23 protein-coding genes are annotated in these 26,086 nt (G+C 38.0%); 20 read left to right on the top strand and 3 right to left on the bottom strand.

Annotated elements, in window-relative coordinates:
- Positions 1-18 precede the first annotated feature (18 nt).
- Entirely contained in the window at positions 19-954 is a 936-nt protein-coding gene (locus NSQ77_RS18975; RefSeq protein ID WP_339231090.1) for a hypothetical protein, read from the top strand.
- A gap of 355 nt (positions 955-1,309) precedes the next feature.
- Positions 1,310-2,092 (top strand): alpha/beta hydrolase, encoded by a 783-nt coding sequence (locus tag NSQ77_RS18980; protein ID WP_339227636.1) that lies wholly within the window; start codon positions 1,310-1,312, stop codon positions 2,090-2,092.
- Between the two features lie 253 nt (positions 2,093-2,345).
- Here NSQ77_RS18980 and NSQ77_RS18985 read toward each other — a convergent pair whose 3' ends face one another.
- Positions 2,346-2,894 carry a hypothetical protein gene (locus tag NSQ77_RS18985; protein ID WP_339227637.1) on the bottom strand — a complete coding sequence of 183 codons (549 nt, stop codon included), beginning with the start codon at positions 2,892-2,894 and terminating at the stop codon, positions 2,346-2,348.
- A gap of 138 nt (positions 2,895-3,032) precedes the next feature.
- Positions 3,033-4,739 (bottom strand): NFACT RNA binding domain-containing protein, encoded by a 1,707-nt coding sequence (locus tag NSQ77_RS18990; RefSeq protein WP_339227638.1) that lies wholly within the window; start codon positions 4,737-4,739, stop codon positions 3,033-3,035.
- 94 nt (positions 4,740-4,833) lie between these two features.
- Between NSQ77_RS18990 and NSQ77_RS18995 the strand changes: the two genes are divergently transcribed.
- The 15 genes from NSQ77_RS18995 (at position 4,834) to spoVM (ending at position 22,364) form a co-directional block, all read left to right on the top strand.
- Entirely contained in the window at positions 4,834-7,488 is a 2,655-nt protein-coding gene (locus NSQ77_RS18995; protein WP_339227639.1) for a calcium-translocating P-type ATPase, PMCA-type, read from the top strand.
- A 532-nt stretch (positions 7,489-8,020) separates the two neighbouring features.
- Positions 8,021-8,899, top strand: a complete 879-nt coding sequence (locus tag NSQ77_RS19000; RefSeq protein WP_339227640.1) for a YicC/YloC family endoribonuclease — start codon at positions 8,021-8,023, stop codon at positions 8,897-8,899.
- A 363-nt stretch (positions 8,900-9,262) separates the two neighbouring features.
- The gene (locus tag NSQ77_RS19005; protein WP_339227641.1) at positions 9,263-9,523 is read left to right on the top strand and encodes a DUF370 domain-containing protein; all 261 of its coding nucleotides are present in this window, start codon (positions 9,263-9,265) and stop codon (positions 9,521-9,523) included.
- A gap of 40 nt (positions 9,524-9,563) precedes the next feature.
- The gene (gene gmk, locus NSQ77_RS19010; RefSeq protein ID WP_339227642.1) at positions 9,564-10,184 is read left to right on the top strand and encodes a guanylate kinase; all 621 of its coding nucleotides are present in this window, start codon (positions 9,564-9,566) and stop codon (positions 10,182-10,184) included.
- A complete protein-coding gene (gene rpoZ, locus NSQ77_RS19015; RefSeq protein WP_339227643.1) occupies positions 10,181-10,384 on the top strand; it encodes a DNA-directed RNA polymerase subunit omega in 204 nt (67 codons plus the stop codon). The genes gmk and rpoZ overlap by 4 nt, the downstream gene beginning before the upstream one ends.
- A gap of 448 nt (positions 10,385-10,832) precedes the next feature.
- The gene (gene coaBC, locus NSQ77_RS19020) at positions 10,833-12,035 is read left to right on the top strand and encodes a bifunctional phosphopantothenoylcysteine decarboxylase/phosphopantothenate--cysteine ligase CoaBC (RefSeq protein ID WP_339227644.1); all 1,203 of its coding nucleotides are present in this window, start codon (positions 10,833-10,835) and stop codon (positions 12,033-12,035) included.
- A 2-nt stretch (positions 12,036-12,037) separates the two neighbouring features.
- Entirely contained in the window at positions 12,038-14,446 is a 2,409-nt protein-coding gene (priA, locus tag NSQ77_RS19025; protein ID WP_339227645.1) for a primosomal protein N', read from the top strand.
- Between the two features lie 259 nt (positions 14,447-14,705).
- Positions 14,706-15,650, top strand: coding sequence for a methionyl-tRNA formyltransferase (gene fmt, locus NSQ77_RS19030; RefSeq protein WP_339227646.1), 945 nt, complete (start codon positions 14,706-14,708; stop codon positions 15,648-15,650).
- A gap of 1 nt (position 15,651) precedes the next feature.
- Positions 15,652-16,995, top strand: a complete 1,344-nt coding sequence (gene rsmB / locus NSQ77_RS19035) for a 16S rRNA (cytosine(967)-C(5))-methyltransferase RsmB (protein WP_339231093.1) — start codon at positions 15,652-15,654, stop codon at positions 16,993-16,995.
- Between the two features lie 106 nt (positions 16,996-17,101).
- Complete coding sequence (locus NSQ77_RS19040; protein WP_339227647.1) at positions 17,102-17,860, top strand: Stp1/IreP family PP2C-type Ser/Thr phosphatase; 759 nt, start codon at positions 17,102-17,104, stop codon at positions 17,858-17,860.
- Positions 17,857-20,040, top strand: a complete 2,184-nt coding sequence (gene pknB, locus NSQ77_RS19045) for a Stk1 family PASTA domain-containing Ser/Thr kinase (RefSeq protein WP_339227648.1) — start codon at positions 17,857-17,859, stop codon at positions 20,038-20,040. Before NSQ77_RS19040 ends, pknB begins: the two co-directional genes overlap by 4 nt.
- A 4-nt stretch (positions 20,041-20,044) precedes the next feature.
- Positions 20,045-20,926, top strand: a complete 882-nt coding sequence (gene rsgA / locus NSQ77_RS19050) for a ribosome small subunit-dependent GTPase A (protein WP_339227649.1) — start codon at positions 20,045-20,047, stop codon at positions 20,924-20,926.
- Between the two features lie 2 nt (positions 20,927-20,928).
- Positions 20,929-21,585 (top strand): ribulose-phosphate 3-epimerase, encoded by a 657-nt coding sequence (rpe, locus tag NSQ77_RS19055; protein WP_339227650.1) that lies wholly within the window; start codon positions 20,929-20,931, stop codon positions 21,583-21,585.
- 5 nt (positions 21,586-21,590) lie between these two features.
- Positions 21,591-22,241 (top strand): thiamine diphosphokinase, encoded by a 651-nt coding sequence (locus tag NSQ77_RS19060; protein ID WP_339227651.1) that lies wholly within the window; start codon positions 21,591-21,593, stop codon positions 22,239-22,241.
- A gap of 39 nt (positions 22,242-22,280) precedes the next feature.
- The gene (spoVM, locus tag NSQ77_RS19065; RefSeq protein WP_095308552.1) at positions 22,281-22,364 is read left to right on the top strand and encodes a stage V sporulation protein SpoVM; all 84 of its coding nucleotides are present in this window, start codon (positions 22,281-22,283) and stop codon (positions 22,362-22,364) included.
- A gap of 128 nt (positions 22,365-22,492) precedes the next feature.
- On the opposite strand, the gene rpmB is transcribed toward spoVM, so the two are convergent.
- The gene (gene rpmB / locus NSQ77_RS19070; RefSeq protein WP_095308553.1) at positions 22,493-22,681 is read right to left on the bottom strand and encodes a 50S ribosomal protein L28; all 189 of its coding nucleotides are present in this window, start codon (positions 22,679-22,681) and stop codon (positions 22,493-22,495) included.
- Between the two features lie 350 nt (positions 22,682-23,031).
- Between rpmB and NSQ77_RS19075 the strand changes: the two genes are divergently transcribed.
- The 3 genes from NSQ77_RS19075 (at position 23,032) to NSQ77_RS19085 (ending at position 26,078) form a co-directional block, all read left to right on the top strand.
- Complete coding sequence (locus NSQ77_RS19075) at positions 23,032-23,394, top strand: Asp23/Gls24 family envelope stress response protein (RefSeq protein ID WP_339227652.1); 363 nt, start codon at positions 23,032-23,034, stop codon at positions 23,392-23,394.
- 30 nt (positions 23,395-23,424) lie between these two features.
- Entirely contained in the window at positions 23,425-25,083 is a 1,659-nt protein-coding gene (locus NSQ77_RS19080) for a DAK2 domain-containing protein (RefSeq protein WP_339227654.1), read from the top strand.
- 692 nt (positions 25,084-25,775) lie between these two features.
- On the top strand, positions 25,776-26,078 hold the full coding sequence (locus tag NSQ77_RS19085) for an urease subunit gamma (RefSeq protein WP_339227655.1): 303 nt from the start codon (positions 25,776-25,778) through the stop codon (positions 26,076-26,078).
- Positions 26,079-26,086: the final 8 nt, after the last annotated feature.

Consider the following 26,086-nt stretch of genomic DNA (forward strand, 5'->3'; position numbering starts at 1 on the left):
ATAAAAAAGAAAAAGCCAATGAAAAAGCGTAAAAATTATTGGGGATATGCCTCGGCAATAGCAGTAACACCTTATCTGATAATAAAAATTGCTTGGACCTTCGGATTCTTCATGCCAACCGAACAAATGGGTGACTCAAGTTGGAGAATTGCAAATGCCGTGACCATGGTTCTTGCTTTAGTGGGTATCCTATTAGCTTTGGCATTTAATATGAAATGGGGAGAAAAGCTGCCCGCTTGGTTAGTTGCTTTACCTGTCTGGATAGGTACTGGATTGCTCGTCCCAATGGTATTATTAGCACCGATTCTTGGCCCTGCTGCTATGATGCGTGATCAGCAAATAGGATCAGCTGATGTTTGGATAGTGGAGCAGGTTTTGGTAATGATTTCACTGGTTGGTGTCGGTATCTGCCTGCCTTTCGCCGTAGCAGGCTACGTTAGAAAACGCTGGCCAGAGGCAATGATCGGTCCATTACAAATGGAGTCACTTCCAGGTAACAGCCAATATCTTCAAATTTCTATAGCCCGGCTTGTTGCGACAGGCTGTGTTTTATTAGGAATAATTAAAATATATTGGTCGGCTGGTGGAACAATTGGAATTAATCCTAGTCTGGCAGATAACCGCGATTTATGGTGGCATCTATTATCGCTTAGTACAGGAGTATGGGCATTTGCGGGAGCTTGGGGAGTATTGGTTCTGGCTACACGCCGTGGGACGAAGAATTTTTATCCTCCCATGGCAGCAGCATGGGTCTCATCCGGTATGCTGTTCTCATTTAATCTCTTCAACCAACTTTCCTCGTCTCGCCCCGATGCACAACCTATACTGGAGTCCTCTCTAGCGCATGTGGTTACTACGGAGCTAGGTAGTGTTTTAGGAGTGATGATGGGATTTGTCATCCTGATGGTTATACAAGACCGTCGCAGAGCCATTAGCAGAGAAAAAGTAACTTAAATCCGCATACCATATTTTAAATATTGTTCCAATGTACTCGTGGAGATTTATACGTGACATATTAACCTATTTGCCTTTGCTCAATCAAATGATGCAATTATAGATTTTCTGGATTTAGGTGGAATATCTGCAGAAGAATAATGAAGAATAGTTCAATAAAGATGAATGATCTTTATCTTATTTCACGAACTGGTGCTTTAACACGACAAGGAGATCATCAATACGGTGTTATTTTTAACAACCTGATCAGTTGAGTTAGCACCATCCATTTTTACCGAGTGAATGAGTAATAGGTATTCACCTATGTCTGTTTAAATGAATATCTTATTGATAAAGTCATTTAGGGGGAATTGGTGTGGGATACTTTGTTACTGTAGAATCAGGTGTAAAATTAAATGTAGAAGATGTAAATCCCGAGGGCAGTAAAACGATCGTTTTCTTACATGGTTGGCCGTTAAGCCATAAACAGTTTGAATATCAATTTGATGTTCTTCCCTTTATGGGGTACCGTTGTATCGGAATTGACTGGAGAGGATTTGGAAAGTCGGATAAGCCAATAGGTGGATACAATTTTGACCGATTGGCTGATGATATTCGTGCAATAGTTGATGCCCTTAAATTAGATAATTTCACTCTTGTAGGTCACTCTACAGGTGGAGCAATTGCAATTCGGTATATGTCCCGACATAATGGTTACGGAGTATCCAACCTTGTCTTAATAGACGCTGCAGCTCCCATAGGCTTCTCTGCAGAAACAGCAGCTAAATTTCTTACTCAAGCGTTAAATGACCGTCCTAAGATGATGCGTGAAGTGACAGAGAATTTTTTCTTTCAATATATAACAAGCCCATTCTCTGATTGGTTTTTTCAATTAGGCTTACAAGCAGCAGGTTGGTCAACCGCAGCAATCATAATTACACTAAGAGATGAGAAGCTTTATGCAGATTTGCCCAAAATAAGTGTCCCTACCTTGATAGTTCACGGTGTTCACGATAAGGTTATTCCATTTACACAAGCTCAAGAATTAAATCAACAAATAAAAAATTCACAGCTTTTTCCGTTTCATTACAGCGGGCATGGCCTTTTTTGGGAAGAACGCGACAAGTTTAATCAGCTATTAAGGCAATTTATTGGTTGATCCTTACTTCTGTTTAACAATTCGGTGCTTTAATTAAATAAGGAAATAGAACAGGATCTCTTAATAGAGGTCCTCTTTGTGTTAAATATAACGATGTTTGCTTTAAAATTAACAGTGCAATTGAAAGTCAAATTGACATTGTTTTTTTCTATGTACAATAACTATAATATTATAAAAACAAAATGAGATATTCAGATGCCAGAATAACCTGATTTAAATAAAAAATAGATAACCTAGTAACAGCACGACAGAATTAGGAACCCTTTCTATTAATTATACTAATTACCTCAGGTTCTTCATTTGTTTTAATTACTTTTGACCCAAGCCACATATCCGTTAAATTTTTCTTTCCTTTTGTGTAAATAAGTATACCTCCATTTCCAATTATGTACGCTGCATAAGGGTACAAAATAAACGACAGGTAAACTAGGTTAATATTGTTGAACCAACAATATGCAGCTGCAAAAATCATTAGTCCAAAAATTCCTTTTCGAATAAACCATCTCATTAATAATCGTATTTCATCTGTTTCTATAACTTTTAGTTGATATGCCTTGTAGCCACGTGTTTGCTGGGGTGTTTTCGAAAGCATTTTTATATAAATAATTACACCTGCAACTAAAACAATATCTCCAATTCTAGATAGAATTGGATTTACTGTATCCGGAGCACTTATTACCCATGGAAGAAAAAGGAGTCCAGTAATCCCCATAGTAATTAATGATAGCAGAGACAGACCAGCACACAAAAAGGCAGTTAAAATGCTATCCGTTATGAAAGCAGAAAATCGTTTTTTTAACATAATTTCTCACCTCCAAAACAGCTGAGAGCATTGAGTTCAAATACTCCCAGCTGTTTATCAATATCAATAGCTGCAACCGGTGGTTATGCTATCAATCTGTGGCAATTTAACTTATTTAGGTGCCCTTTATGCTTTTGTTTATTTCCTTAATTTATCGACAGTTTCCTTTGATGGTGTGACATAGATTGTTTTTTGGTTATCGTACGTCACATATCCAGGCTTCGCTCCATTTGGTTTTTTAACATGTCTTATTTTTGTATAGTCTACTGGAACAGAGGAAGAATTCTGGGACTTACTGAAATAGGCAGCTAGCTCAGCAGCTTCTATAAGGGTCTGCTCACTAAATTCCTTTGCTCGAATGATAACATGGGAACCTGGAATATCTTTCGTATGCAGCCACGTGTCATCGCGATGGGCAAGCTTCATGGTAGCATATTCATTTTGCTTATTGTTTTTACCGACCATAATAACAGTGCCATCTGATGCCATATAATTTTCGGGTTCAGGTTTTTTAGGTTTATTTTTATGCTTTTGGTTAATTTTTTGCTTTTTTAAATAACCTTCTTCGCGCAGTTCTTCACGAATTCCTTCAATATCTTCGACGCTTGCAACATCAATTTGCTGTAATAATTGATCAAAGTAATTTACTTCTTCTTCTGTGCGAATGATTTCTTTTTCTACCATCCGTTTTGAATTTTTGAGCTTTTGGTATGTTTTATAAAAGCTTTGAGCATTTTCGCTTGGTGATTTATTTGGATTGAGCTCAATTGTTATCTCTTTTTGATCTGGATCATAGTAATCAACTACATTGATGCTTACATCTCCTTGTTTAACAAGGTGCATATGTGCGGTAAGCAATTCTCCCATTTTTTGAAAGTGTTCCGCTTTTTCTGCTTTTTTAATTGTTTGCTGGTGCTTTTTTAACTTTCGTTCATTCTTGCTCTTTTCATTTTTTATAAAACGATATAAGTCCTTTGCTTGCTGTTTGACACGATCGCGTTCTGCTTTTCCGGAATAGAATGCATCCAACATCTCATTAACAGATTGAAATCTAATCGTCTCACCATTGAAGGTTGAGATTGGAATGACATGAAAGTCTTCTTTGCCTGCCCGGTAGATTGTCGGTGTATATTTATGATCAACTAATCGCTGCTGTACTTCGGCAAACTTCTCCATATAAACTTCATTGGGTCCGAAATGCGCGCGTGTGACAATTTCTTTTGCTATAAGAGGGGAAAACCCTTCCACAATCCCAACCATTTGCTGATCAATTTTCCCAGCATTGAAATCTAATTTTCGTAATAGCTGTTCTCCATTCATTTCAAGCGGGTTTAATTTGTTTTGGGAAGGTGGAAGCTTATAGATTTGCCCTGGCAGAATGGTACGATGGCGATTTTGTGCCATGGAAACATGCTTGATGCTGTCAATAATATGTCCTTTTTCTTTATCAACAATCATCACATTACTATGCTTTCCCATCGTTTCCGCAATAAGCAATTTATGACTGATATCCCCGATTTCATTCCGTGTTTTTAACGTAAAGGTCACAATCCGCTCCATGCGAAACTGTTCGATTGCTTCAACAATGGCTCCTGAAAGGTGCTTTCTTAATACCATACAGAACATAGGTGGTTCCTTTGGATTCGTGTATGTATCTTCTGTTAAATGCAACCTTGCGTAAGTAGGATGTACGGAAAACAACAGACTGTGGTTTTTTCCCTGACTTCTTATTGTAAATACTAATTCTGTCTGTGTTGGCTGATATATTTTATTGATTTTTCCATGTACTAGTTTTTCTTGTAATTCTTTCGTTGCTGCTCGTGTTACGATTCCATCGAATGCCATATCATCACCTCTTCCAGCAATTATAGCATTTTTTCGGACAAGTATGCATAGATATGGAAATAGCTTGTACTATTTAAATGCCGGAGGAATGCAGATGAATTGGTATCAGTTAGATGCAGAAAAGGTAGAGAAGAAGCTTCATGTATCAGCGGACAGAGGATTATCAGGAAATCAGGCAAATGAGCGAAGAAAGCAATATGGTGAAAATATTCTGGAAGCAAAGAAAAATACATCCAAATGGTTGATCTTCTTAAAGCAATTTCAGGATTTTATGGTCCTTGTTTTACTCGCTGCTACACTGATAGCTGGATTGCTTGGAGAATTTGTTGATGCTATTGCGATTATGGTCATCGTATTGGTTAATGGTTTTATCGGTTTTTTCCAGGAACAAAAAGCAGAAAACTCATTGGAAAAACTAAAAGAGTTATCGGCCCCAATGGCAAATGTGCTGCGAAACGAGAGCTGGGAGAAGATATCATCAAGAGAGGTGGTTGTGGGGGATATTGTCAGGGTGAATAGCGGGGACCGTATTCCTGCTGATCTTCGTATTATTCGATCAAATGGGATGGAAACAGAGGAATCCGCCCTGACAGGGGAGTCTCTTCCCGTTGCTAAGCATGCAACAGCAATTACTAAGGATGGACTTGATGTACAGGATCAAGTGAATATGGGCTTTATGGGTACTCTTGTTACAAGAGGATCAGGTATAGGCATTGTTGTTGGAACTGGAATGAACACGGTGATGGGTCAAATTGCATCCCTAATGGCGAATACGAAAAAGATGATTACACCACTGGAGTTGAAACTAGCAGAACTCGGAAAGATATTAATCATTGTTGCTTTATTCCTTACAATACTTGTAGTAGGACTTGGAGTAGTACAAGGCCATCCAATGTATGAGATGTTTCTAGCTGGGGTTTCGTTGGCTGTTGCTGCGATTCCAGAGGGCTTGCCAGCAATTGTGACAGTCGCATTGTCACTTGGTGTACAACGTATGATTCGTAAAAAAGCACTCGTAAGAAAGTTATCTGCTGTAGAAACACTTGGATGCGCATCTGTTATTTGCTCAGATAAAACGGGAACAATGACCGAAAACCAAATGACGGTAAAAGAAATTTTTCTGAATGGGAAATACCTATATGTTTCAGGTGATGGCTACCAGACACAAGGTGATTTTTTCCATAACAGAGAGAAAATAAAACGCTCATTTCCCAATTTAGAAACAATGCTTTCATATGGAATGCTTTGTAATAATGCATCAATAGTCGTTAAAAAGGGGAAAAATTTTATTGATGGAGATCCGACAGATGGCGCGCTGCTAGTTGCAGCAAAGAAGTTAGGGCTGTCAGAAGAGCTTAGCAAAAAGTTCCGGATTATTAAAGAGTTTCCATTTGATTCAGACCGTAAACGAATGAGTATTGTAGTAGAAGATGAAAATCAAATGCGTTTTTTAATAACGAAAGGTGCCCCAGATGTACTTCTGCCTAGATCAGCTTTTTATATGGACAAAGATAATCGAAAGCTATTAAACAAGGAAAATAAAGCACTGATCGAGGATGCAATAAATGAAATGGCGAATAAAGCTTTACGAACAATAGCCATTGGTATGAGATCTCTTTCAAGTAATGTATCACTAGATTCAGCTCTATTGGAAGATGAATTGACACTTATTGGATTATATGGGCTAATGGATCCTCCGAGGAAAGAAGTAAAGTCCGCCATCAGGGAGTGTAAGGAAGCTGGAATTAAAACAGTTATGATTACAGGAGATCATGTCAATACAGCAAGAGCAATTGCTGAAAATTTGCAGCTGCTTCCACCAAATGGTCTTGTCCTGGAAGGGCAGCAGCTTAACCGAATGTCATCTGAAGAGCTAAGTAACGTAATTGAAGATACGTATGTGTTTGCACGAGTTACACCAGAGCATAAATTAAAGATTGTGAAAGCTTTTCAGGAAAAAGGACACATTGTTGCAATGACTGGAGATGGAGTTAATGATGCACCAGCCATTAAAGCAAGTGATATCGGGATTAGCATGGGTGTTACAGGCACTGACGTAACAAAGGAAGCGTCATCGCTGATCTTAATGGATGATAACTTTGCTACAATCAAGTCTGCTATTCAGGAAGGCAGAAATATTTATGAAAATATTCGGAAATTCATTCGATATTTACTTGCATCCAACGTAGGCGAGATACTTGTTATGCTGTTTGCAATGTTGCTTGCGATGCCTTTACCGCTTATTCCAGTTCAAATTCTTTGGGTGAACTTAGTTACAGATGGTCTTCCAGCAATGGCACTTGGGCTTGATAAAGCCGAGGAAGATGTAATGAAACGTTCGCCCAGGAATCCGAGGGAGGGGATTTTTTCAAGAGGCCTGGGCTATAAAATTATTAGCAGAGGGATTTTGATTGGGATTGTTACTTTAATTGGATTTATGATTACGTATCAAAATAACCCGGATAACTTAATATTTGCTCAAACAACTGCTTTTTCAACGCTAGTTATGGCACAGTTAATTCATGTGTTTGATTGCCGGAGTGAGCATTCCGTATTTGCCCGAAATCCTTTTGAGAACATATATCTGGTTTTTGCAGTGATTTCATCCTTGCTCCTTTTATTAGTTGTTATTTATTGGCCGCCATTACAGCCGATTTTCCATACGGTCAGTTTATCACTAAGAGATTGGCTGCTGATTATTGGCTTGAGCGCAATCCCGACCGTACTATTTGGCTTCACAAAAAAATAAGAACACTAAACTGCCCGAGAATGTGTTAAACTCACATTCTCGGGCTTTTCCTTGCCTTTTTTGGATCGTATTTGAAAGAAACTGCCGATTAATGAATATTTGCTTAATCTGAGCAATAGTTGCCGTCCGGATCTCTCCGGGCGGATGCTTTCCGTGGGCACGGCTTCAACCTATCCGTAAGAAAAACACTTCCTGCGAGTCTTCAGACACGTGCTATTCCCACAGGACAAGGAATGCTTCGTCAGCATTTACATCGCACGAAGAAAATTGGTTTTTATTTTCGAGGAGTCACCGCCCTACGCTCACCTGGACTGGTTAGAGCAACATTTTATTTTGATAAACTTTGTTAGTATTAGCCAGTGAACCAGTACTAGCGAAGTGTGTTTCTGTAGCGGGTACAATTCATCATTTCACATTAGTTCGTAGTTTATATATTATGTAATGTAAAATTAAGGAAGCTTGTTGGTTTGGATGGTATAATAGGTTTATAATTCTAGGGATTAACGTATAATGAAGGATGGATGTGATTGACATGCCGTTAAGTATGACCGGTTATGGAAGAAAAGTATTACATATCGAAAATACGATGGTTACGATTGAAATTCGAAGTGTGAACCATCGCTTTCTAGATATAGCAATCAAACTGCCGCGTACATTTTTATTTTTGGAAGATAAACTGAAAAAAACTGTTCAAACTCAGTTTAATCGCGGACGAATAGATGTTTATATTAACATTGAAGGAGATGGGTTTGCTAATCGGACGTTAGAAGCAGATTGGGAATTAATTGACCAGTATGTGAACCATTTAAACGAGGCAAAGCAAAAATATTATTTAGATGAAAAAATTTCCTTAGCATTTTTATCATCTAAGCAAGAATTTTTTCAAATTAAAGAGACTGGCGATTCATTGGAACACGCCCATCAGCTAATTATAGAAGGAACATTAGAAGCATGTGAGCAAGTTTTTCGCATGCGCCAAGAGGAAGGAAAATACTTAACAAGTGATTTGGCGCAAAGACTCCAAGAAATTCATAAAACGGTGTTACGACTGCGTGAAAAAAGAGATATCGTTCGCAAGGAATATCAAGAAAGAATTATGGAACGAATTCGTGCTTATCTAGGGGACGAAGTTTCAAAAGATGGGAAATTCTATCAGGAAATTGTCTTGCTTGCAGAAAAAGGAGACATTACGGAAGAAATAACGAGACTGTTAGGTCATATCGAACATTTTGAGAAAACAATGAATAGTCCTGAAGCATCAGGAAGAAGGCTTGATTTTATTATCCAGGAGATGCATCGAGAAGCAAATACAATAGGTTCAAAGTCAACTGATGTTACAATCAGTGAGTGGAACGTTTCGCTTAAAAGTTTAATTGAAAAAATGAAAGAGCAAGTGCAGAATTTAGAATAATCAAGACCTTGTCAAAGAAACCACTGCGAATGTATAACGTATGACCATATTCAAACTACCTTTAAAAATTGCTTCTGACCTACTTTATTACTTAAAAATAAGTAATTAAACATAGGCTATTTAACTTTTTAGTGTAAATTTCTACGGGGATAAAGTATAATATAGATAATCTTGCCTTGATAATAAGATTGAATATAGATTTTTTACGGTTTGTGAATAAAATATATTAAAAAGACAAAGCGAAATTTGTTGGCAGATAAGTAAGTCTAAAACTTTCTTATTTGCATAAGTGCAACTAAGGCAATCACCTAACGTAATAGTGAATGCCAAGTTTTCTAAGAACTTTTGCAAGGGGGAAGTCAGTTGAGCTTGAGTTTAATTAATATCGGTTTCGGAAATGTGGTGTCGGCAAATCGAATTATTTCGATCGTATCACCTGAATCTGCGCCGATAAAACGGATTATTACAGTGGCTAGAGAAAATAATAAATTAGTAGATGCTACATATGGAAGACGAACTCGTGCTGTGATTATAACAGATAGTGATCACGTCGTTCTCTCTGCTGTTCAACCGGAGACAGTTGGACAACGGGTGATTAGCAATGAAGAAATTTCAGACGAATAGATAATCCATCTATTCTACCTGAGCTTTAGGAGGTACTATGTTGATTGAAGAGAAAGGAATTTTATTTATTCTTTCTGGCCCTTCCGGTGTTGGTAAAGGAACAGTAAGGAAAAAGTTATTTGAAGAAGCATCGAAATTGCAATATTCCATTTCGATGACAACAAGAAATATACGTCCAGGTGAAGTGGACGGGGTAGACTACTTCTATAAATCTGTTGAAGAATTCGAGAAGCTGATTGAAGAAAATCAGCTATTAGAATATGCGAAATATGTAAGTAATTATTATGGAACTCCACGTAAATATGTAGAAGAAACGTTAGCCAAAGGACAGGATGTCTTTTTGGAAATAGAAGTACAAGGTGCCTTGCAGGTAAAGGAGAACTTTCCTGAAGGCGTATTTATTTTCCTTTTCCCACCAAGCCTGGAAGAACTTAAAAATCGTATAGTGAATCGCGGAACGGAATCACAGGAATTAGTGATCAATCGGTTGAAGGAAGCCCGCAAGGAAATTGAAATGATGGATGCTTATGATTATGTTGTTGTAAATGACCGTGTTGAGCATGCGGTAGACAAGGTTAAAGCAATTATAAAAAGTGAGCATTTGAAACGGGAACGAGTTGCCAAGCAGTATAAAAAAATATTGGAGGATGAGTTAAAATGATGTTAGAACCATCAATTGATGCATTGCAAGAAAAAATTAAGTCTAAATATACACTCGTTACTTTGTCAGCAAGACGGGCAAGAGAGTTGAGTGATACAAAGGATGTAATGATTGAAAAGCCAAAATCTCATAAGTATGTTGGAATGGCATTAGAAGAAATTGCCGCTGAAAAATTATATTTGGCGGAAGATAATAAATAATTAACAATACCCTCCGCTTTTTCTTGCGGAGGGTATTGTTGTCATGATGACATTTTTAAGTAGCTTTTTACAAGATATATGTAAAGCGATATGTTATAACTAAACTAATGCAATATTTGTAGCAATAAGTCGAAAGAGCGTCAGAGAGGCACATGATATGCTGCTCCCTAATTGACACAAAAGCGAATGAACTAAAGGAGAGCAGTTTCCATAAACAAATTTATATAAGTAGTGTATACATATCATCACGTTTGCAAGAAATTGCGGACTATTGCAATTATGGATTAAGTGTGCGTATACCGCTGCGGGGTGACCCGTGAGACTTCTTGAACTATCGTTCTACGAAGTCTCACTTTGGCCACGTATCCCGCAGAATTCTCCGTGTCTGATTCTGCAAAGCTTTAGACATTTTTTCAATCAGTTACTAGGTTCGAAAGGGGTAAAATAAATGGTTAATCAGAAGAATATTCTACTCGGGGTTTCTGGTGGAATTGCTGTATATAAAGCATGTGCGCTAGCCAGTAAGTTAACACAAAAAGGCGCAAATGTGAAAGTCATGATGACAGAAAGTGCAACTAAATTTGTTTCGCCGCTTACGTTTCAGGCGTTATCAAGAAATCCAGTATATATTGATACATTTGATGAAAAAAACCCAAAGAAAATCGCTCATATCGATATTGCAGATTGGGCTGATATTGCTATTATTGCACCAGCAACTGCAAATATAATCGGTAAATTAGCAAATGGCATTGCGGATGATATGTTATCAACAACATTATTGGCGACTGAAGCTGATGTTTACATTGCCCCTGCAATGAATGTTCATATGTATGCACATTCAGCAGTTATTCAAAATATGAAGCAGCTTGCGGATTGGGGCTACCATTTTATTGAACCTGGCGCAGGTTATTTAGCCTGTGGCTATGTTGGAAAGGGACGGTTAGAAGAGCCTGAAAGTATTATCCAAGCAGTTGAACATCATCAGCGCAAAGAACAAAAGCTTGCTGGAAAAAGGGTGCTTATATCGGCTGGTCCAACAAGAGAGAAAGTTGACCCTGTCCGTTTTTTTACTAACCGATCTTCAGGGAAAATGGGCTATGCACTCGCTGAAGTTGCTGCGGAATTAGGTGCTGAAGTGACACTTGTATCAGGTCCGGTTTCTGAAAGTGTTACACACCCAAATATTAAACGCATTAACGTATTGACCGCTGAAGAAATGTATGAAGCGATGCACGCTCATTTTGAAAACCAGAATATTGTAATAAAAGCTGCTGCAGTAGCAGATTACAGGCCAAAGCTTGTACATGATCAAAAAGTAAAAAAACAGGATGGGAATTGGGAAATTGAAATGGAGCGCACCAAAGATATTCTGAAGTCACTTGGTGAAGTGAAGACAAATCAATTTTTAGTAGGATTTGCTGCAGAAACAAATAACCCACTTGAGTATGGAGAGAAAAAATTAATACAGAAGCAATTGGATGCCATTGTTGTAAATGATGTTTCTGCTGACGGGGCGGGCTTTGAAGGTGATACCAACATGGTGACCTATGTAAATAAAGCTATGCAGCAAGATGAGGTTTCTTTAGCTTCAAAAAGGGAAGTAGCTACAAGAATCCTAGAATTTATTGATCGTGATATGAAGGATGAATGAATTTGAATATAGCAAGAGTTATTGTTGATGTACCGGCAAGTTCTACAAACCAAACGTTTGACTATGCAATACCAGAAAAATTTCAGGAAATACTTACGGTCGGGATGCGAGTAATTGTCCCATTTGGTCAACGAAAAATCATGGGCTTTGTCGTAGAAAGAGTCAGTGAATCTTCTTTCGCTAGACTGAAAGAAATTCTAGATGTATTAGACTTTACACCAGTGTTAACCAAGGAGCTGCTTGAACTCGGTAAATGGGTAGCCAATGAAACGCTTAGTTTATACATTACTGCATTACAAGCAATGCTCCCGCAAGTATTAAAGTCCACCTACGAGAAGGAACTTGTGCGTATGACAGAGGAGCGGCTTCCAGAAGTGTTTGAACTATTATTTGCTGGTCGAGACTACATTCCGTTTGCAGAGTTTGAGGCAGCTACTATTCGATATTATCAGCTTCAAAAGTTAATTGAAGCAGGGGATATTGCCGTTGATTATCTTGTGAAATCCCGAATTACAAAAAAGCATGTGACAATGGTTAAACCTATAAAAGACATACACTTGTTAGAAGAAGCAGTCCATGATTTAAATAAAAATGCGAAAAAACAAAAGCTGCTTCTTCAGTTTTTTATGGAACATGAAAAGCCAATTGAGCAGCAGGAGCTTTTAAAAAAAGTAGGGACTACAACAAATACGGTAAAAACGCTCGTTGATAAAGGTTTATTGGAAACCTATCAACAGGAAGTAATGCGTGATCCATATCAAAATCGTGAATTCGAAAGAACAACACCCCTGACTTTAACCAAACAGCAAGGGGAAGCAATTGCACCGATTAATGAAGCGGTTCAAGCGGACAAGCATAACGTTTTCCTGATTCATGGAGTTACAGGCAGCGGGAAAACAGAAATTTATTTACAAGCAATTCAAGAAGTCTTGAACAAAGGGAAAGAAGCAATTGTACTTGTACCGGAAATTTCATTGACACCGCAAATGGTCAACCGGTTTAAAGGCAGGTTTGGCTCTATGGTTGCTGTAATGCATAGTGCGCTTTCAGCAGGAGAAAAGTATGACGAGTGGCGCAAAGTACAGCGAAAAGAAGTGAAAGTAGTTGTTGGAGCCCGTTCTGCCGTTTTTGCTCCATTTGAGAATCTAGGAATTATTATTATTGATGAAGAGCATGAAACGACCTATAAACAAGAAGATCAGCCACGCTATCATGCGCGCGATGTTGCTATCCACCGTGGACAAACTAATAGCTGCCCAGTGATATTAGGAAGTGCGACGCCAGCTTTAGAATCATATGCAAGAGCCAGTAAGGATGTTTATAAGCTGGCAACATTAAGCGAGCGGACGAATCAAATGGATATGCCGGAAGTAAAAATTGTGGATATGCGGCAGGAATTACATGCGGGAAATCGAACTATGTTTTCCAGGGATTTAATGGAAAAGATGGAGCAATGTCTTGAAAATGGGGAACAAATTGTATTATTGCTTAACCGCAGAGGGTATTCAACCTTTATAATGTGTCGAGACTGTGGACATGTAAAAGAATGTCCACATTGTGATATAGCATTAACTTATCATAAAAACAGTAATCAAATGAAATGCCATTACTGCTCTTATGAAGAACGTGTACCTGTAGTCTGCCCGGAATGTGAAAGTGATTTGATTCGCTATTTCGGTACGGGAACACAGCGGGTAGAGGAATCGTTAACAAAGCTTTTACCTGAAGCCCGGGTTATTCGTATGGATGTTGATACTACCAGGAGAAAAGGCGCGCATGAAAAGCTGTTAAAGCAATTCGGAGAAAGAAAGGCTGATATTTTATTAGGAACACAGATGATTGCGAAGGGGCTAGACTTTGAAAATGTTACATTAGTAGGAGTTCTGACAGCGGATTCGATGCTGCATCTTCCTGACTTCCGTTCATCGGAAAAAACGTTTCAGCTGTTAACCCAAGTAAGTGGTCGCGCCGGCAGGCATGAACTGCCAGGAACAGTAATCGTTCAAACATATACACCAGAGCATTATAGCATCGAGCTGGCTAGTCAATATGACTTTCAATCCTTTTATAAACGGGAAATGGCTATGCGTAAAGCATTTCAATATCCACCCTATTATTTTTTATCGCTCGTAACGGTTTCTCATGAGAATCAAGTGAAAGCAGTTCAGACAACACAACAAATTGTTCAAATGCTTTCACAGCATGTCGGGGATAGAACGGTATTATTAGGGCCGACACCGTCGCCTATTCCACGGATCAAAGATAGATATCGCTATCAATGCATGATAAAATATAGAAATGAACCAAACTTAAGAACCTATTTAAATAAAATAAAAACTATTTTTGCAGACGACATACGAAAAAATGATTTGCTAATTTCCGTTGATATGCAACCATACCATATGATGTAAGACAAGCTACTGTAATTTGTAATAATACGTTCAAGAGGAAGATGAAAAGATCCAAGATCGGCTTATTTCCAAACGTCTTTTTTCGGGCGACGTCCTGGGCACCGAAGTTTTGAGTGGCGGGCTTCTACAGGATGTGGTGATTTGGTCGTTTAACACATTAACTTTGACCGTGAGTAGTTAGCAATCTAAGGTCTGCTGCTCTCGATGTATTCTTTTCAACGGACTTTTTGAACAACCTTTATAGAAAGAAGGCAATAAAATGAAACGAATTGTTTTTATGGGCACACCGGATTTTTCTGTTCCGGTTTTACAAACATTAATTGAATCTGATTATGAGGTGGTACTTGTTGTTACACAGCCAGACCGTCCAAAAGGACGAAAGCGTGTCATTACCCCTCCGCCAGTTAAGGTAGAAGCAGAGAAGGCAAATATTCCAGTGTTTCAGCCGGAAAAACTTAAAAATGAATACGAGGAAATTTTATCTTATGAACCAGATTTGATTGTAACTGCTGCATATGGGCAGCTGCTTCCAAACGCATTGCTTGAAAAACCGCCATACGGCTGTATTAATGTACATGCATCGTTATTGCCGGAATTGCGTGGTGGAGCTCCAATTCATTATGCAATAATGGAAGGTAAGAAGAAAACAGGAATTACGATTATGTACATGGTCGAAAAGCTGGATGCTGGAGATATTCTCACGCAACGGGCTGTACCGATTGAGCATGATGATCATGTTGGTTCCATGCATGAAAAATTATCGCAAACAGGTGCATCATTATTGATGGATACATTGCCAAAGCTCTTTTTAAATGAATTGCAGCCACAAAAGCAAGACGATGAAAAAGCAACATTTGCTTCGAACATTAAACGAGAGCAAGAAGAAATTGATTGGAATAAAGAAAATACAACTATTTACAACCAGATCCGTGGCATGCATCCATGGCCGGTTGCATTTACGACATATGAGAGAAATGTGATGAAAATCTGGTGGGGAAAACCAGTTGATACAGTATACGAAGGGAAAACCCCAGGTGAGATTGCTGAAAAAATAGATGCAGACGGATTTGTCGTGGTGTGCGGAAACCAAAAAGGGTTAAAAGTGACAGAAATCCAGCCTGCAGGCAAAAAACGGATGTTAGTAAAGGATTATCTGCAAGGCTCGGATGATCGCATTAAAATTGGAACGATATTAGGTGAATAGAATGACAGCATATCAGCTACGAAATACGATTCTGGATTTACTGCTCCGCATTGAGAAGGACAGTGGATTCAGTCATTTATTAATCGACAATGAAATGAAGTCTAAACGAATTTCTCCAAAGGATGAAGGTCTTTTAACGGAAATTGTTTACGGTACAATTCAACGAAAATTGACGTTAGACTATTATTTGGACAATTTTGTGAAGAAGAATAAAAAAATGGATGCTTGGGTTCGTATGCTTTTACGAATGTCTGTGTATCAAATGATCTACTTGGATAAAGTCCCAGATCATGCAATAATTCATGAGGCAGTGGAAATTGCCAAACAGCGTGGGCATAAAGGAATCGCTTCTTTTGTTAATGGCGTGCTGCGAAATATCCAGCGTAATGGCGTATCAGATACAAAAGTAATTACTGATGATGCATCAAGGCTATCGATTGAAACAAGCCATCCAGAATGGCTTGTAAGACGGTGGTTGTCGATGTATGACTATGAAACGGTTAAAGCAATGTGTGAAGCTAATTTGACAAGAAAGCCAATTTCTATAAGGATTCAGCCACTCAAAATTACACGTGAGAAAGCAATGCATATATTAGATGAACTTGGCTTCCAGACAAAAGCATCTGCATTCTCAAAACAAGGCATTATTTTGGAAAAAGGAAACATTCTTCATACCGAATTATTTCGTCAGGGCTATGTAACCATTCAGGATCAAAGTTCGATGCTTGTTGCTGAAATGTTAGAAGCAGAGCCGGGTATGAAAGTGCTGGATGCTTGTAGTGCACCTGGCGGGAAAGTAACACATATTGCCGAAAAAATGCAGAATAAAGGTGTAATCCATGCATATGACCTGCATAAAAAGAAAGTAAAACTAATTGATGATAAAGCACAGCAACTTAATTTAACCATAATCGATGCTAAGCCTGGTGATGCCAGGAAACTTGATGAACATTACGAGACAGCTAGCTTTGATCGGATTCTGATTGATGCTCCATGCTCAGGATTGGGAGTTATTCGCGGGAAACCAGAAATTAAATACCATAAGCAAGAAGAAGACATCAAACGGTTGGCGGAAATTCAATCCGAAATACTTGAACACGTAGCACCATTGCTTAAAAAGGATGGGTTGTTAATTTATAGCACGTGTACGGTTGATGTACTGGAAAACGAAAAAGTAGTACAAAACTTCCTTGTTAACCAACCGGACTTTCAAATCGACAAAGCTTTTTTTGAAACATTACCAGCCGGATTAAAACATTCAGCAGGGATAACGAAAAGTGGATTGCAGTTATTTCCTCATGATGGAACAGATGGTTTCTTCTTAACACGCATGAAAAAAAATTAATATACTGGTTCTTTTATTGGGAAAATTGTGCAATACTTTAGAGGATAATGTAAATCTGATTACAATGGTTGATGAATATATTATTTAAAAGCAAGGGGGGAATAAGATGGAAGGTTATTTTCTAACGGATCGCGGTAAAATTCGGGCCCATAATGAAGATTCAGGTGGTTTATTTTATAATACAGAAAACCAGTTAATCGCTATTATCGCTGACGGGATGGGCGGTCATCAAGCAGGAGATGTAGCGAGTCAGCTTGCTACAAAATTAATGAAACAAAAATGGCAATCTACAGCCCGCATTAATGCTCCAGATGAAGCAGAAGCTTGGTTATCTGCTACTATCTCTGAAGTAAACCAGTCCATATATGAACATTCATTAGAAAATAAGGAATGTGAGGGCATGGGCACGACAATTGTAGCTGCTATTTGTACAAACGAATTTTTAACAATTGCACATGTCGGTGACAGCCGTGGCTACCTTTTTAATGAGAATGGATTCAATCAAGTGACAGAAGACCATTCATTAGTGAACGAGCTGTTACGTTCAGGACAAATTTCCGAACAAGATGCAGAATGGCATCCGCGGAAAAATATTATTTTGAAAGCTATGGGTACAGAAGAAACTGTATCAGAAGATATAGTAACCGTGGTATGGGAGTCAGGTAATAAATTGCTCCTCTGTTCTGATGGCTTATCCGACAAGCTGAATGAACAGGAAATGGCTGCTTATTTAACAAATACGGAGGACTTGAAAGAAACAGGCCTGGAAATGATTAGCCTTGCCAATGAACGAGGCGGAGAAGATAATATTACACTTATTCTCTTACAGCATGATTCTTCGTTGAAAGCAGGTGAAGATGAATGAGAAGCGGTCACCTTTTAAATGAGCGCTATAAAATAATTGAGAAAATTGGCGGAGGCGGAATGGCTAATGTATTCCTTGCAAGGGATACGATCTTGAACCGAGATGTTGCAGTAAAAGCATTACGTATGGAATATATCCATGATGATGAATTTATTGCGCGCTTTGATCGGGAGGCACAGTCTGCTACAAGTCTTTCTCATCCGAATATCGTAAATATTTACGATGTGGGTGAAGAGGATCAGGTCCTCTATATGGTTATGGAATATGTGGATGGAATGACACTGAAGGAATACATACAAAATTATGGACCAATAGATGTACAGGAAGCATTGGATATTATGAAGCAATTGATTTCAGCAATCGCTCATGCACATGCAAACGATATTGTACACCGGGATATTAAACCACAAAATATTTTAATGAACAGCTTTGGTCAAGTGAAAGTAACCGATTTTGGAATTGCAATTGCGTTAAGTGCAACATCTTTAACCCAAACAAACTCAATACTTGGATCGGTTCATTACTTATCTCCGGAACAGGCCAGAGGCGGTATGGCAACGAAAAAATCAGATATTTATTCAATTGGAATTGTACTCTATGAGCTATTAACAGGTAAACTTCCATTTTCTGGACAGTCTCCTGTATCGATTGCATTAAAACATTTACAGACGAGTACGCCATCTGTAAGAAGATTTAATCAAGATATTCCACAAAGTGTAGAAAACATTGTATTAAAAGCTACAGCTAAGGATCCGTTTCATCGATATGAAAATATTTATGAGCTAGAAGAAGCAATTGAAAATGCATTACATCCAGATAAACTAAATGAACCCCCATATGCTCCACCTGCTGAGGTGGGCGAAGAAACAAAAGCAATCCCGATTATTACGGATCAGCAAATAGAGGAGGATATGGATCAGGCTACTTTAGTTCATCAATTTGATGACGGGACCAAAAATTATCCGGAAGATCCTCCAGCAGAAAAGAATACAGGCAAAAAAGCTAAGAAAGCTAAGAAAACGAAGAAAACAAAGGATAAAAAAACTGGGAAAAAGAAGCCAGCTAAGAAAAAACGTGGCAAGAAAAAATGGATTTTCATACTCATTGTGTTAATTCTTCTTGCAGCAGGTGCAGCAGCAATGTTTATTGTACCCGATCTAATGAAGCCAAAAGACATTATTGTGCAGGATGTTTCGGAGATGGAAGTTGAAGAGGCACGGGAAATTCTTGAAGGGGATAAATTTATTGTAGAAGAAGAGGAGACATACTCCGATGAAATTGAAGAGGGGTTAGTTGTACAAACAGATCCAAAAGCTGGGAGATCAGCAAAGGAAGGCAGTACTGTTACACTTTTTGTTAGCCAAGGGAAAGAGCGGGTGACTTTTGAAGATTATGTCGGCCGTGATTTCAGTCAAGTTAATCGAATGTTGGAGGATGAAGGCTTTACGAATATAATTACCATTGATAAGCATTCTGATAGTCCAGAGGGGGAAATTATTACCCAAATACAGCCAGAACCTGGAAATGAAGTTGTCCCAAGTGAAGAGAGAGTTATTTTTGAGGTCAGCATTGGACCAGAAGCAATTAGTTTAAATAATCTTGTAGGTATGACAGAGGAAGAGGCGAGGTCATATTTAGAAGGTGAAAACCTTGGTATGAATGTTGTAGAAGAGAATTCTGAAACGGTCCCAGAAGGAGAAGTTATCAGACAAGACCCAGCATCTGGAGCTAATGTGGAAGAAGGCTCTACGGTTAATGTGTTTATATCCAGTGGACCAGAAGCAAGACCGCCACGGTCACACACAATAAGTTTAACTGTCCCATATAATCCGGAAACGGAGGAGGGCGATGAAGACCAGGAAAATCAAGGAAATCAAGGAAATGGAAATCAAGGAAATGGAAATCAAGGAAACGGAAATCAAGGAAACGAAAATCAAGGGAACGAAGGAAATGGAAACCAAGAGGAAGATTCAGAACCTGTAGAACAAATTGTTCGCATTTATATTGGTGATGCAAACAATGAAATAACAGATGTATACAGAGAAGAGGTAATTACAGAAGATCGAGAGTTTGAATTTACATTAACGATTGCCCCTGATAGTGAAGCGGAATATACGATTACTAGAGATGATGAAGTCATACGAAACAGAACGGTTTCTTATGATGGTGAAGAGGAGTGAATCGATGGCAGAAGGAAGAATTATTAAAGCTTTAAGTGGATTCTATTATGTTAAATCAAATGATAGGATCTACTCTTGTAAAGGTCGGGGTGTTTTTCGAAATCGAAAAATCACCCCGCTTGTAGGGGATTTTGTTGAGTTCGAGGAAAGCAATCCTGGTGAAGGCTATATAATGGAAATAAAAGAAAGGACGAATGAACTCGTTCGGCCACCAATTGCAAATATCGATCAAGCGATAATCATCAGTTCTGCTGCTTCTCCGGATTTCAGTACGTTGTTATTGGATCGATTTCTTGTGTTAATAGAATCTAAGGAAATTGAACCAGTTATTTTTATAACAAAAATTGATTTAGTTTCTGAAGATGAACGGCAAAAAATTGAAGCTTATCAAGATATCTATAAGAATATCGGTTATGCTGTTGAATTAATTTCATCCAAGCAGCAGGATTTACTGCCAGAATTAAAGCATTACTTTACGGATAAAATATCTGTTTTCGCTGGACAGTCTGGTGTTGGAAAATCAACGCTTTTAAACGTATTAAAGCCATCCTTATTGTTAAAGACTGCAGAAATATCTAAAAGTCTAGGAAGAGGAAAGCATACGACACGACATGTTGAACTGATGCAGGTAAATGGCGGACTTGTAGCAGATACACCTGGATTCAGTGTGCTCGACTTTAATGAAATTGAAGCAGAGGCATTATCAAATTGTTTTCCTGAGATGAAAGAAGTTCAGGAATATTGTAAATTCCGAGGCTGCATGCACCATAAAGAGCCTAAATGTGCTGTAAAGGATGCTGTGGAAAGGAATGAAATTGCTCGTTTCCGTTATGATCATTATTTAAGTTTTCTAGAAGAAATACAATCCCGAAAGCCGAGGTACTGAATATGACAAAAATTGCACCTTCTATTTTATCGGCAGACTTTGCCAAACTGGGAGAGGAAATTATCGATGTAGAAAAGGGTGGAGCAGATTATATCCATGTGGATGTAATGGATGGACATTTTGTTCCTAATATTACAATAGGTCCATTAGTTGTCAATGCAATCAAGCCAGTTACAAGCCTGCCACTGGATGTCCATTTAATGATTGAAAATCCAGACTCATACATACCGGCGTTTGCAGAAGCTGGAGCATCCATCATAACGGTACATCAGGAGGCTTGTACACATCTCCATCGTACAATTCAACTAATTAAAGCAAATGGCGCAAAGCCTGGGATAGTTATTAATCCAGCAACACCAGTAGAAATGCTTAAGCCAGTTTTACAAGAAGTAGATCTTGTTTTGATTATGACGGTTAATCCCGGTTTTGGTGGGCAATCGTTTATCCATGAAGCCGTAGAGAAAATTGAAAAGCTATCTGTATGGCGTAAGGAATTAAATTTGGATTTTGAGATTGAGGTAGATGGTGGTGTCAATCCTGAAACTGCGAAAATCTGTACAGATGCTGGGGCTGATGTTTTAGTGGCCGGCAGCGCGATTTTTGGACAAGCAGATAGGCGTAAAGCAATAGAAGCGATACGTAATGAAACGAAAGGATAATCATAATGAAAGCAGTAGCAATAGTGGGAAACGGACCTGCTGGTTTGGTTCCTAATCTTGATTTATTTAAGGATGAGATTGATAGCTGGATAGGTGCAGATCGTGGAGCATATTTGATAGCAGAGCATGGAATCCCCATAGAATATGCTGTTGGGGATTTTGATTCTATCGATGAATATGAAAAGGAAGTAATTTCCAGAAATGCTGCAAATATGGAAAAACACCCAACCGAAAAAGATGAAACAGATATGGAGATTGCATTGAACCAAGCATATGCGATGAACCCCAGTAAAATATATTTATTTGGTGTTACTGGCGGCAGACTTGATCATGAATTAATAAATATACAGCTTCTATATGTTATTCGGAATAAAGATATTCAGGCTGTTATAGTGGATCAATCCAATCAAATGGAAATGCTATCTCCTGGTATACATACAATAGAATATCAAGAAGCATACCCGTATATCTCTCTCATTCCTTTTACAAATCAGGTGGAGGGGATTAGTTTATCTGGGTTTTATTATCCACTAACGAATACAACTATTACATGGGGATCGACACTTTGCGTCTCAAACAAGCTTCTTTCAAAAAAAGGTACTTTTTCATTTGATAAGGGCATAGTATTACTAGTAAAGAGTTGTGATACGATTTGAACGTACGTTTGAATTGTAAAACAGGAGGGGTCCCTACTTATGAAATTCTATACGATTAAACTTCCAAGATTTGTCGGTGGATTTGTAAAAGTTGTAATTGGGATGTTTAAGAAGGAAAAATAATTGCCTTAGCAAACATGTTTTTTTACATCTATGATATGCGCACTTATAGTTTACTAAACATTAAAAAGCACCAGATGCATTGCATCCGGTGCTTTTAGTTTTCTAATGTTAATCTGGTGTTTGGTATATTATACGCGTTCTACTTTACCAGACTTAAGGGCACGTGCAGAAACATAAACTTTTTTAGGTTTACCATCTACCATAATACGTACTTTTTGTACATTAGCTTTCCAATTACGTTTGTTGGAATTCATAGCGTGAGAACGAAGGTTACCACTGCGAGTTTGACGTCCAGTTACAACACATTTTCTAGCCATATTATTCACTCCTTACTCTATCATGTGTCATTTATTACTTATACAATTTATCACAAGTAAGTTAATAATGCAACGAATCTTTTTTTATGTCAAGTCGAGAAGAGAGCTGCATAATGCACAAGCTCCATGGGATAAAGCGAAAATACTTGACAGATTAAAAGAAATACTTCATTGTAGTATGAGGTATTTTTATATTTATCGTGTCATACTGTAGTTGCTTTTAAATATGAGCCGTATATAGTATAATTTGATTATATTCTGTTTAAAGGTTAATAAGGAAACACAAGGCATCAAATTATGAATTACATTTCATTCGATGCTTTTTGATATGTACGTTAAGGAGGATTATTATGTCCATTGAACTTCATACAACTGATGGTCAAGTAACAATTACAAATGAAGTTATCGCTACAATTGCAGGTGGAACTGCAGTTGAATGTTATGGAATTGTAGGAATGGCATCGAAAAGCCAAATTAAAGATGGCATTGCAGAAATTCTTAGAAAAGAGAATTACTCAAGAGGTATTGTAGTTCGTCAAGAAGAGAATAAGCTGCATATTGACATGTATATTATCGTAAGCTATGGAACGAAGATTTCTGAAGTAGCAAATAATGTACAATCACAAGTCAAATATACTTTGCATCAATCATTAGGTTTATCGATTGACTCAGTAAATATTTATATTCAAGGTGTCCGTGTAGCAAAAGACTAGTTTTGTTTCGGCTTTGGAGGAGGAAATTCAGTGACGGTAGAAAAGTTAGATGGCGTTACGTTAGCACAGATGATACTCACTGGAGCACATCATTTAGCAAATAATGCCAAGAAAATAGATGCGTTAAATGTATTCCCCGTACCAGATGGAGATACGGGAACAAATATGAATTTATCGATTACTTCAGGAGCTAATGAAGTGAAACATCTTGCAAGCAATAATACATCTGAAGTAGCAAATGCTTTTGCAAAAGGACTACTGATGGGCGCAAGGGGAAATTCTGGTGTGATTTTATCCCAAATTTTCCGTGGTTTTGCAAAAGGCATGGGAAAGAAGCAGTCGTTAACGGTAGCTGATTTAGCTGAAGCTTTTGATGGCGGTGTTGCTAGCGCTTATAAAGCAGTTATGAAACCTGTCGAAGGAACCATACTGACTGTGGCAAAGGATGCAGCCAAAGAAGCATTGCGAGTGTCTGAAACAGAAAATGATATTACCGTTTTTATGGAAAGAGTGCTCGCTGAGGCGAAAGCATCTTTAAAACGCACACCAGATTTATTGCCCGTTTTAAAAGAGGTAGGGGTAGTTGATTCAGGCGGACAAGGACTCGTAACGATTTATGAAGGCTTTTTAGCTGCTTTAAAAGGGGAAGCTTTACCCGCTGATTCCACGGAAGTAAAGATGGAAGAAATGGTGAACGCTGAGCATCATAAGATTAGCCAGGACTTTATGGATACATCGGAAATCAATTTTGGATACTGTACGGAATTTATGGTGAAGCTTGAAAATGATAAATTAGCTGAGCATCCATTTAATGAAGAGAAATTTCGCAATGAATTAAGCGAGCTTGGAGATTCATTATTAGTTGTATCTGATGATGAGATCATAAAAGTTCATATTCATTCGGAGCAGCCTGGAACATGTCTGACAATGGGACAGCGTTTCGGAAGCTTGATCAATATGAAAATCGAGAATATGCGAGAGCAGCATGCTGCAATTGTTGGAGATAAATCTGAAGAAGTTCCAAAACAAAAAACTAAATACGGTGTCGTGACAGTTGCAATGGGAAGCGGACTTAAAGCTTTATTCGAAAGCCTGGGAGTGTCTGTAGTCATTGAAGGTGGACAAACGATGAACCCGAGTACACAGGATATTACGGATGCTATTCAAAAAACGAATGCTGAGAATGTAATTATTTTACCAAACAATAAAAACATTCTGATGGCAGCTGACCAAGCAGCCGAGCTTGCAGAAGGAAATGTGGCTGTTGTGGCTACGAAAACAATTCCACAAGGGATTAGTGCGATGCTGGCATTTAATTCGGAAGCAAGTATTGATGATAATCAAACTGCGATGGACGAGGCACGCAAACATGTAAAAACTGGACAAATAACCTATGCGGTCAGAGATACGCAAATTGACGGTATTACAATTGAAAAAGATAGCTTTATGGGTATTAATGAAGGTAAAATTGTTACAACCCATAAAGAGAAGGTCGAAGCAGTTAAATTGTTATTAAAAGAATTAATTACAGACGAAGATGAAATATTGACTATTTTACAAGGTGAAGATGTAGAAGAAGAAGAGGTAACAGAGCTTGTGGACTACATTGAAGCAACATATGAAGATATCGAGGTTGAGGTTCATAATGGCAACCAGCCTATCTATTCTTATATTTTCTCTGTAGAATGATGCTTTGAAAAAGATCGTGTGAATGATGCATGGTCTTTTTTTCTTATAATTGGATGGAAAACAGTTGCATAATCAAATTGTCCTGCATTGGTAAACGTAATGCTTGATTTTCTGCCAAAAATCTGTAATATAGGTATAGTATTAAATTAATCATGAATCGATTAAAGAATTTAGTTACACTCTCAAACTATTTTGTCTTTAGTTAATCTACTAACAGACGAAGTAGACTACCCTCTCTTTTCGTTGTTCAGAAGATCCACCATCTTCATCAGTTCCTAACTGAAAATGAACAGCATGTATGACAAACTTTTTATAAACCTTTAAAAATTAAATACAACATGCAATGTGGTTCTAATATGGAATCGCTTATTTGTGATTGTTTTCACAAATATTTAAGTTTGATCGGTAACAAGGATTAATTTACATACGAAAATGATACATGTGTAATGCGTAAAGAACACAGGTGAATGATGCTTCATAGCTGGATTAACATTACTTCCAAGTGTTATATGGAGTGTAGGCCTATTTCTGAATAAATAATCTAGTTAATTAGGTATTATTCCATGTGAAAATTCCCAATAATAATTAAAACTATTTCTTTTTCTGCTTTTTAAATTCAAGTATGGTTTTGAACTAGTGATAAATGGGGAAACTAGTTATTACACATAAGAGTCAAAGGAGGAAATTTATAAATGCAATTATTACCGCGTGAAATGGATAAGCTCTTAATTGTAGTAGCAGCTGACCTAGCGAGGCGCAGAAGAGATCGTGGACTAAAACTGAATCATCCAGAAGCGATGGCGCTGATTACATATGAGCTATTAGAAGGTGCACGCGATGGCAAGACCGTTGCTGAGTTAATGGAATTTGGAGCAACTATTTTAACGCGTGAAGATGTGATGGCTGGTGTGCCGGAAATGATTGATGATATTCAAGTTGAAGCGACATTTCCAGATGGAACAAAATTAGTAACGGTTCATAACCCGATTCGTTAAAAGGAGTG

Source organism: Oceanobacillus sp. FSL K6-2867 (genome assembly GCF_037963145.1).
In the GTDB taxonomy this organism is placed as follows: domain Bacteria; phylum Bacillota; class Bacilli; order Bacillales; family Amphibacillaceae; genus Oceanobacillus.

Bases quoted from the DNA above. Each gene is read 5' to 3' on its own strand.
- rpoZ (WP_339227643.1), top strand. From the start codon at position 10,181: ATGATGTTAGAACCATCAATTGATGCATTGCAAGAAAAAATTAAGTCT.
- rsgA (WP_339227649.1), top strand. From the start codon at position 20,045: ATGGCAGAAGGAAGAATTATTAAAGCTTTAAGTGGATTCTATTATGTT.
- spoVM (WP_095308552.1), top strand. From the start codon at position 22,281: ATGAAATTCTATACGATTAAACTTCCAAGATTTGTCGGTGGATTTGTA.
- pknB (WP_339227648.1), top strand. From the start codon at position 17,857: ATGAGAAGCGGTCACCTTTTAAATGAGCGCTATAAAATAATTGAGAAA.
- NSQ77_RS19060 (WP_339227651.1), top strand. From the start codon at position 21,591: ATGAAAGCAGTAGCAATAGTGGGAAACGGACCTGCTGGTTTGGTTCCT.
- NSQ77_RS18995 (WP_339227639.1), top strand. From the start codon at position 4,834: ATGAATTGGTATCAGTTAGATGCAGAAAAGGTAGAGAAGAAGCTTCAT.
- rpe (WP_339227650.1), top strand. From the start codon at position 20,929: ATGACAAAAATTGCACCTTCTATTTTATCGGCAGACTTTGCCAAACTG.
- coaBC (WP_339227644.1), top strand. From the start codon at position 10,833: ATGGTTAATCAGAAGAATATTCTACTCGGGGTTTCTGGTGGAATTGCT.
- NSQ77_RS19000 (WP_339227640.1), top strand. From the start codon at position 8,021: ATGCCGTTAAGTATGACCGGTTATGGAAGAAAAGTATTACATATCGAA.
- NSQ77_RS19085 (WP_339227655.1), top strand. From the start codon at position 25,776: ATGCAATTATTACCGCGTGAAATGGATAAGCTCTTAATTGTAGTAGCA.
- rpmB (WP_095308553.1), bottom strand. From the start codon at position 22,681: ATGGCTAGAAAATGTGTTGTAACTGGACGTCAAACTCGCAGTGGTAAC.
- rsmB (WP_339231093.1), top strand. From the start codon at position 15,652: ATGACAGCATATCAGCTACGAAATACGATTCTGGATTTACTGCTCCGC.
- NSQ77_RS18985 (WP_339227637.1), bottom strand. From the start codon at position 2,894: ATGTTAAAAAAACGATTTTCTGCTTTCATAACGGATAGCATTTTAACT.
- NSQ77_RS19075 (WP_339227652.1), top strand. From the start codon at position 23,032: ATGTCCATTGAACTTCATACAACTGATGGTCAAGTAACAATTACAAAT.
- NSQ77_RS18975 (WP_339231090.1), top strand. From the start codon at position 19: ATGAAAAAGCGTAAAAATTATTGGGGATATGCCTCGGCAATAGCAGTA.
- NSQ77_RS18990 (WP_339227638.1), bottom strand. From the start codon at position 4,739: ATGGCATTCGATGGAATCGTAACACGAGCAGCAACGAAAGAATTACAA.
- fmt (WP_339227646.1), top strand. From the start codon at position 14,706: ATGAAACGAATTGTTTTTATGGGCACACCGGATTTTTCTGTTCCGGTT.
- NSQ77_RS19040 (WP_339227647.1), top strand. From the start codon at position 17,102: ATGGAAGGTTATTTTCTAACGGATCGCGGTAAAATTCGGGCCCATAAT.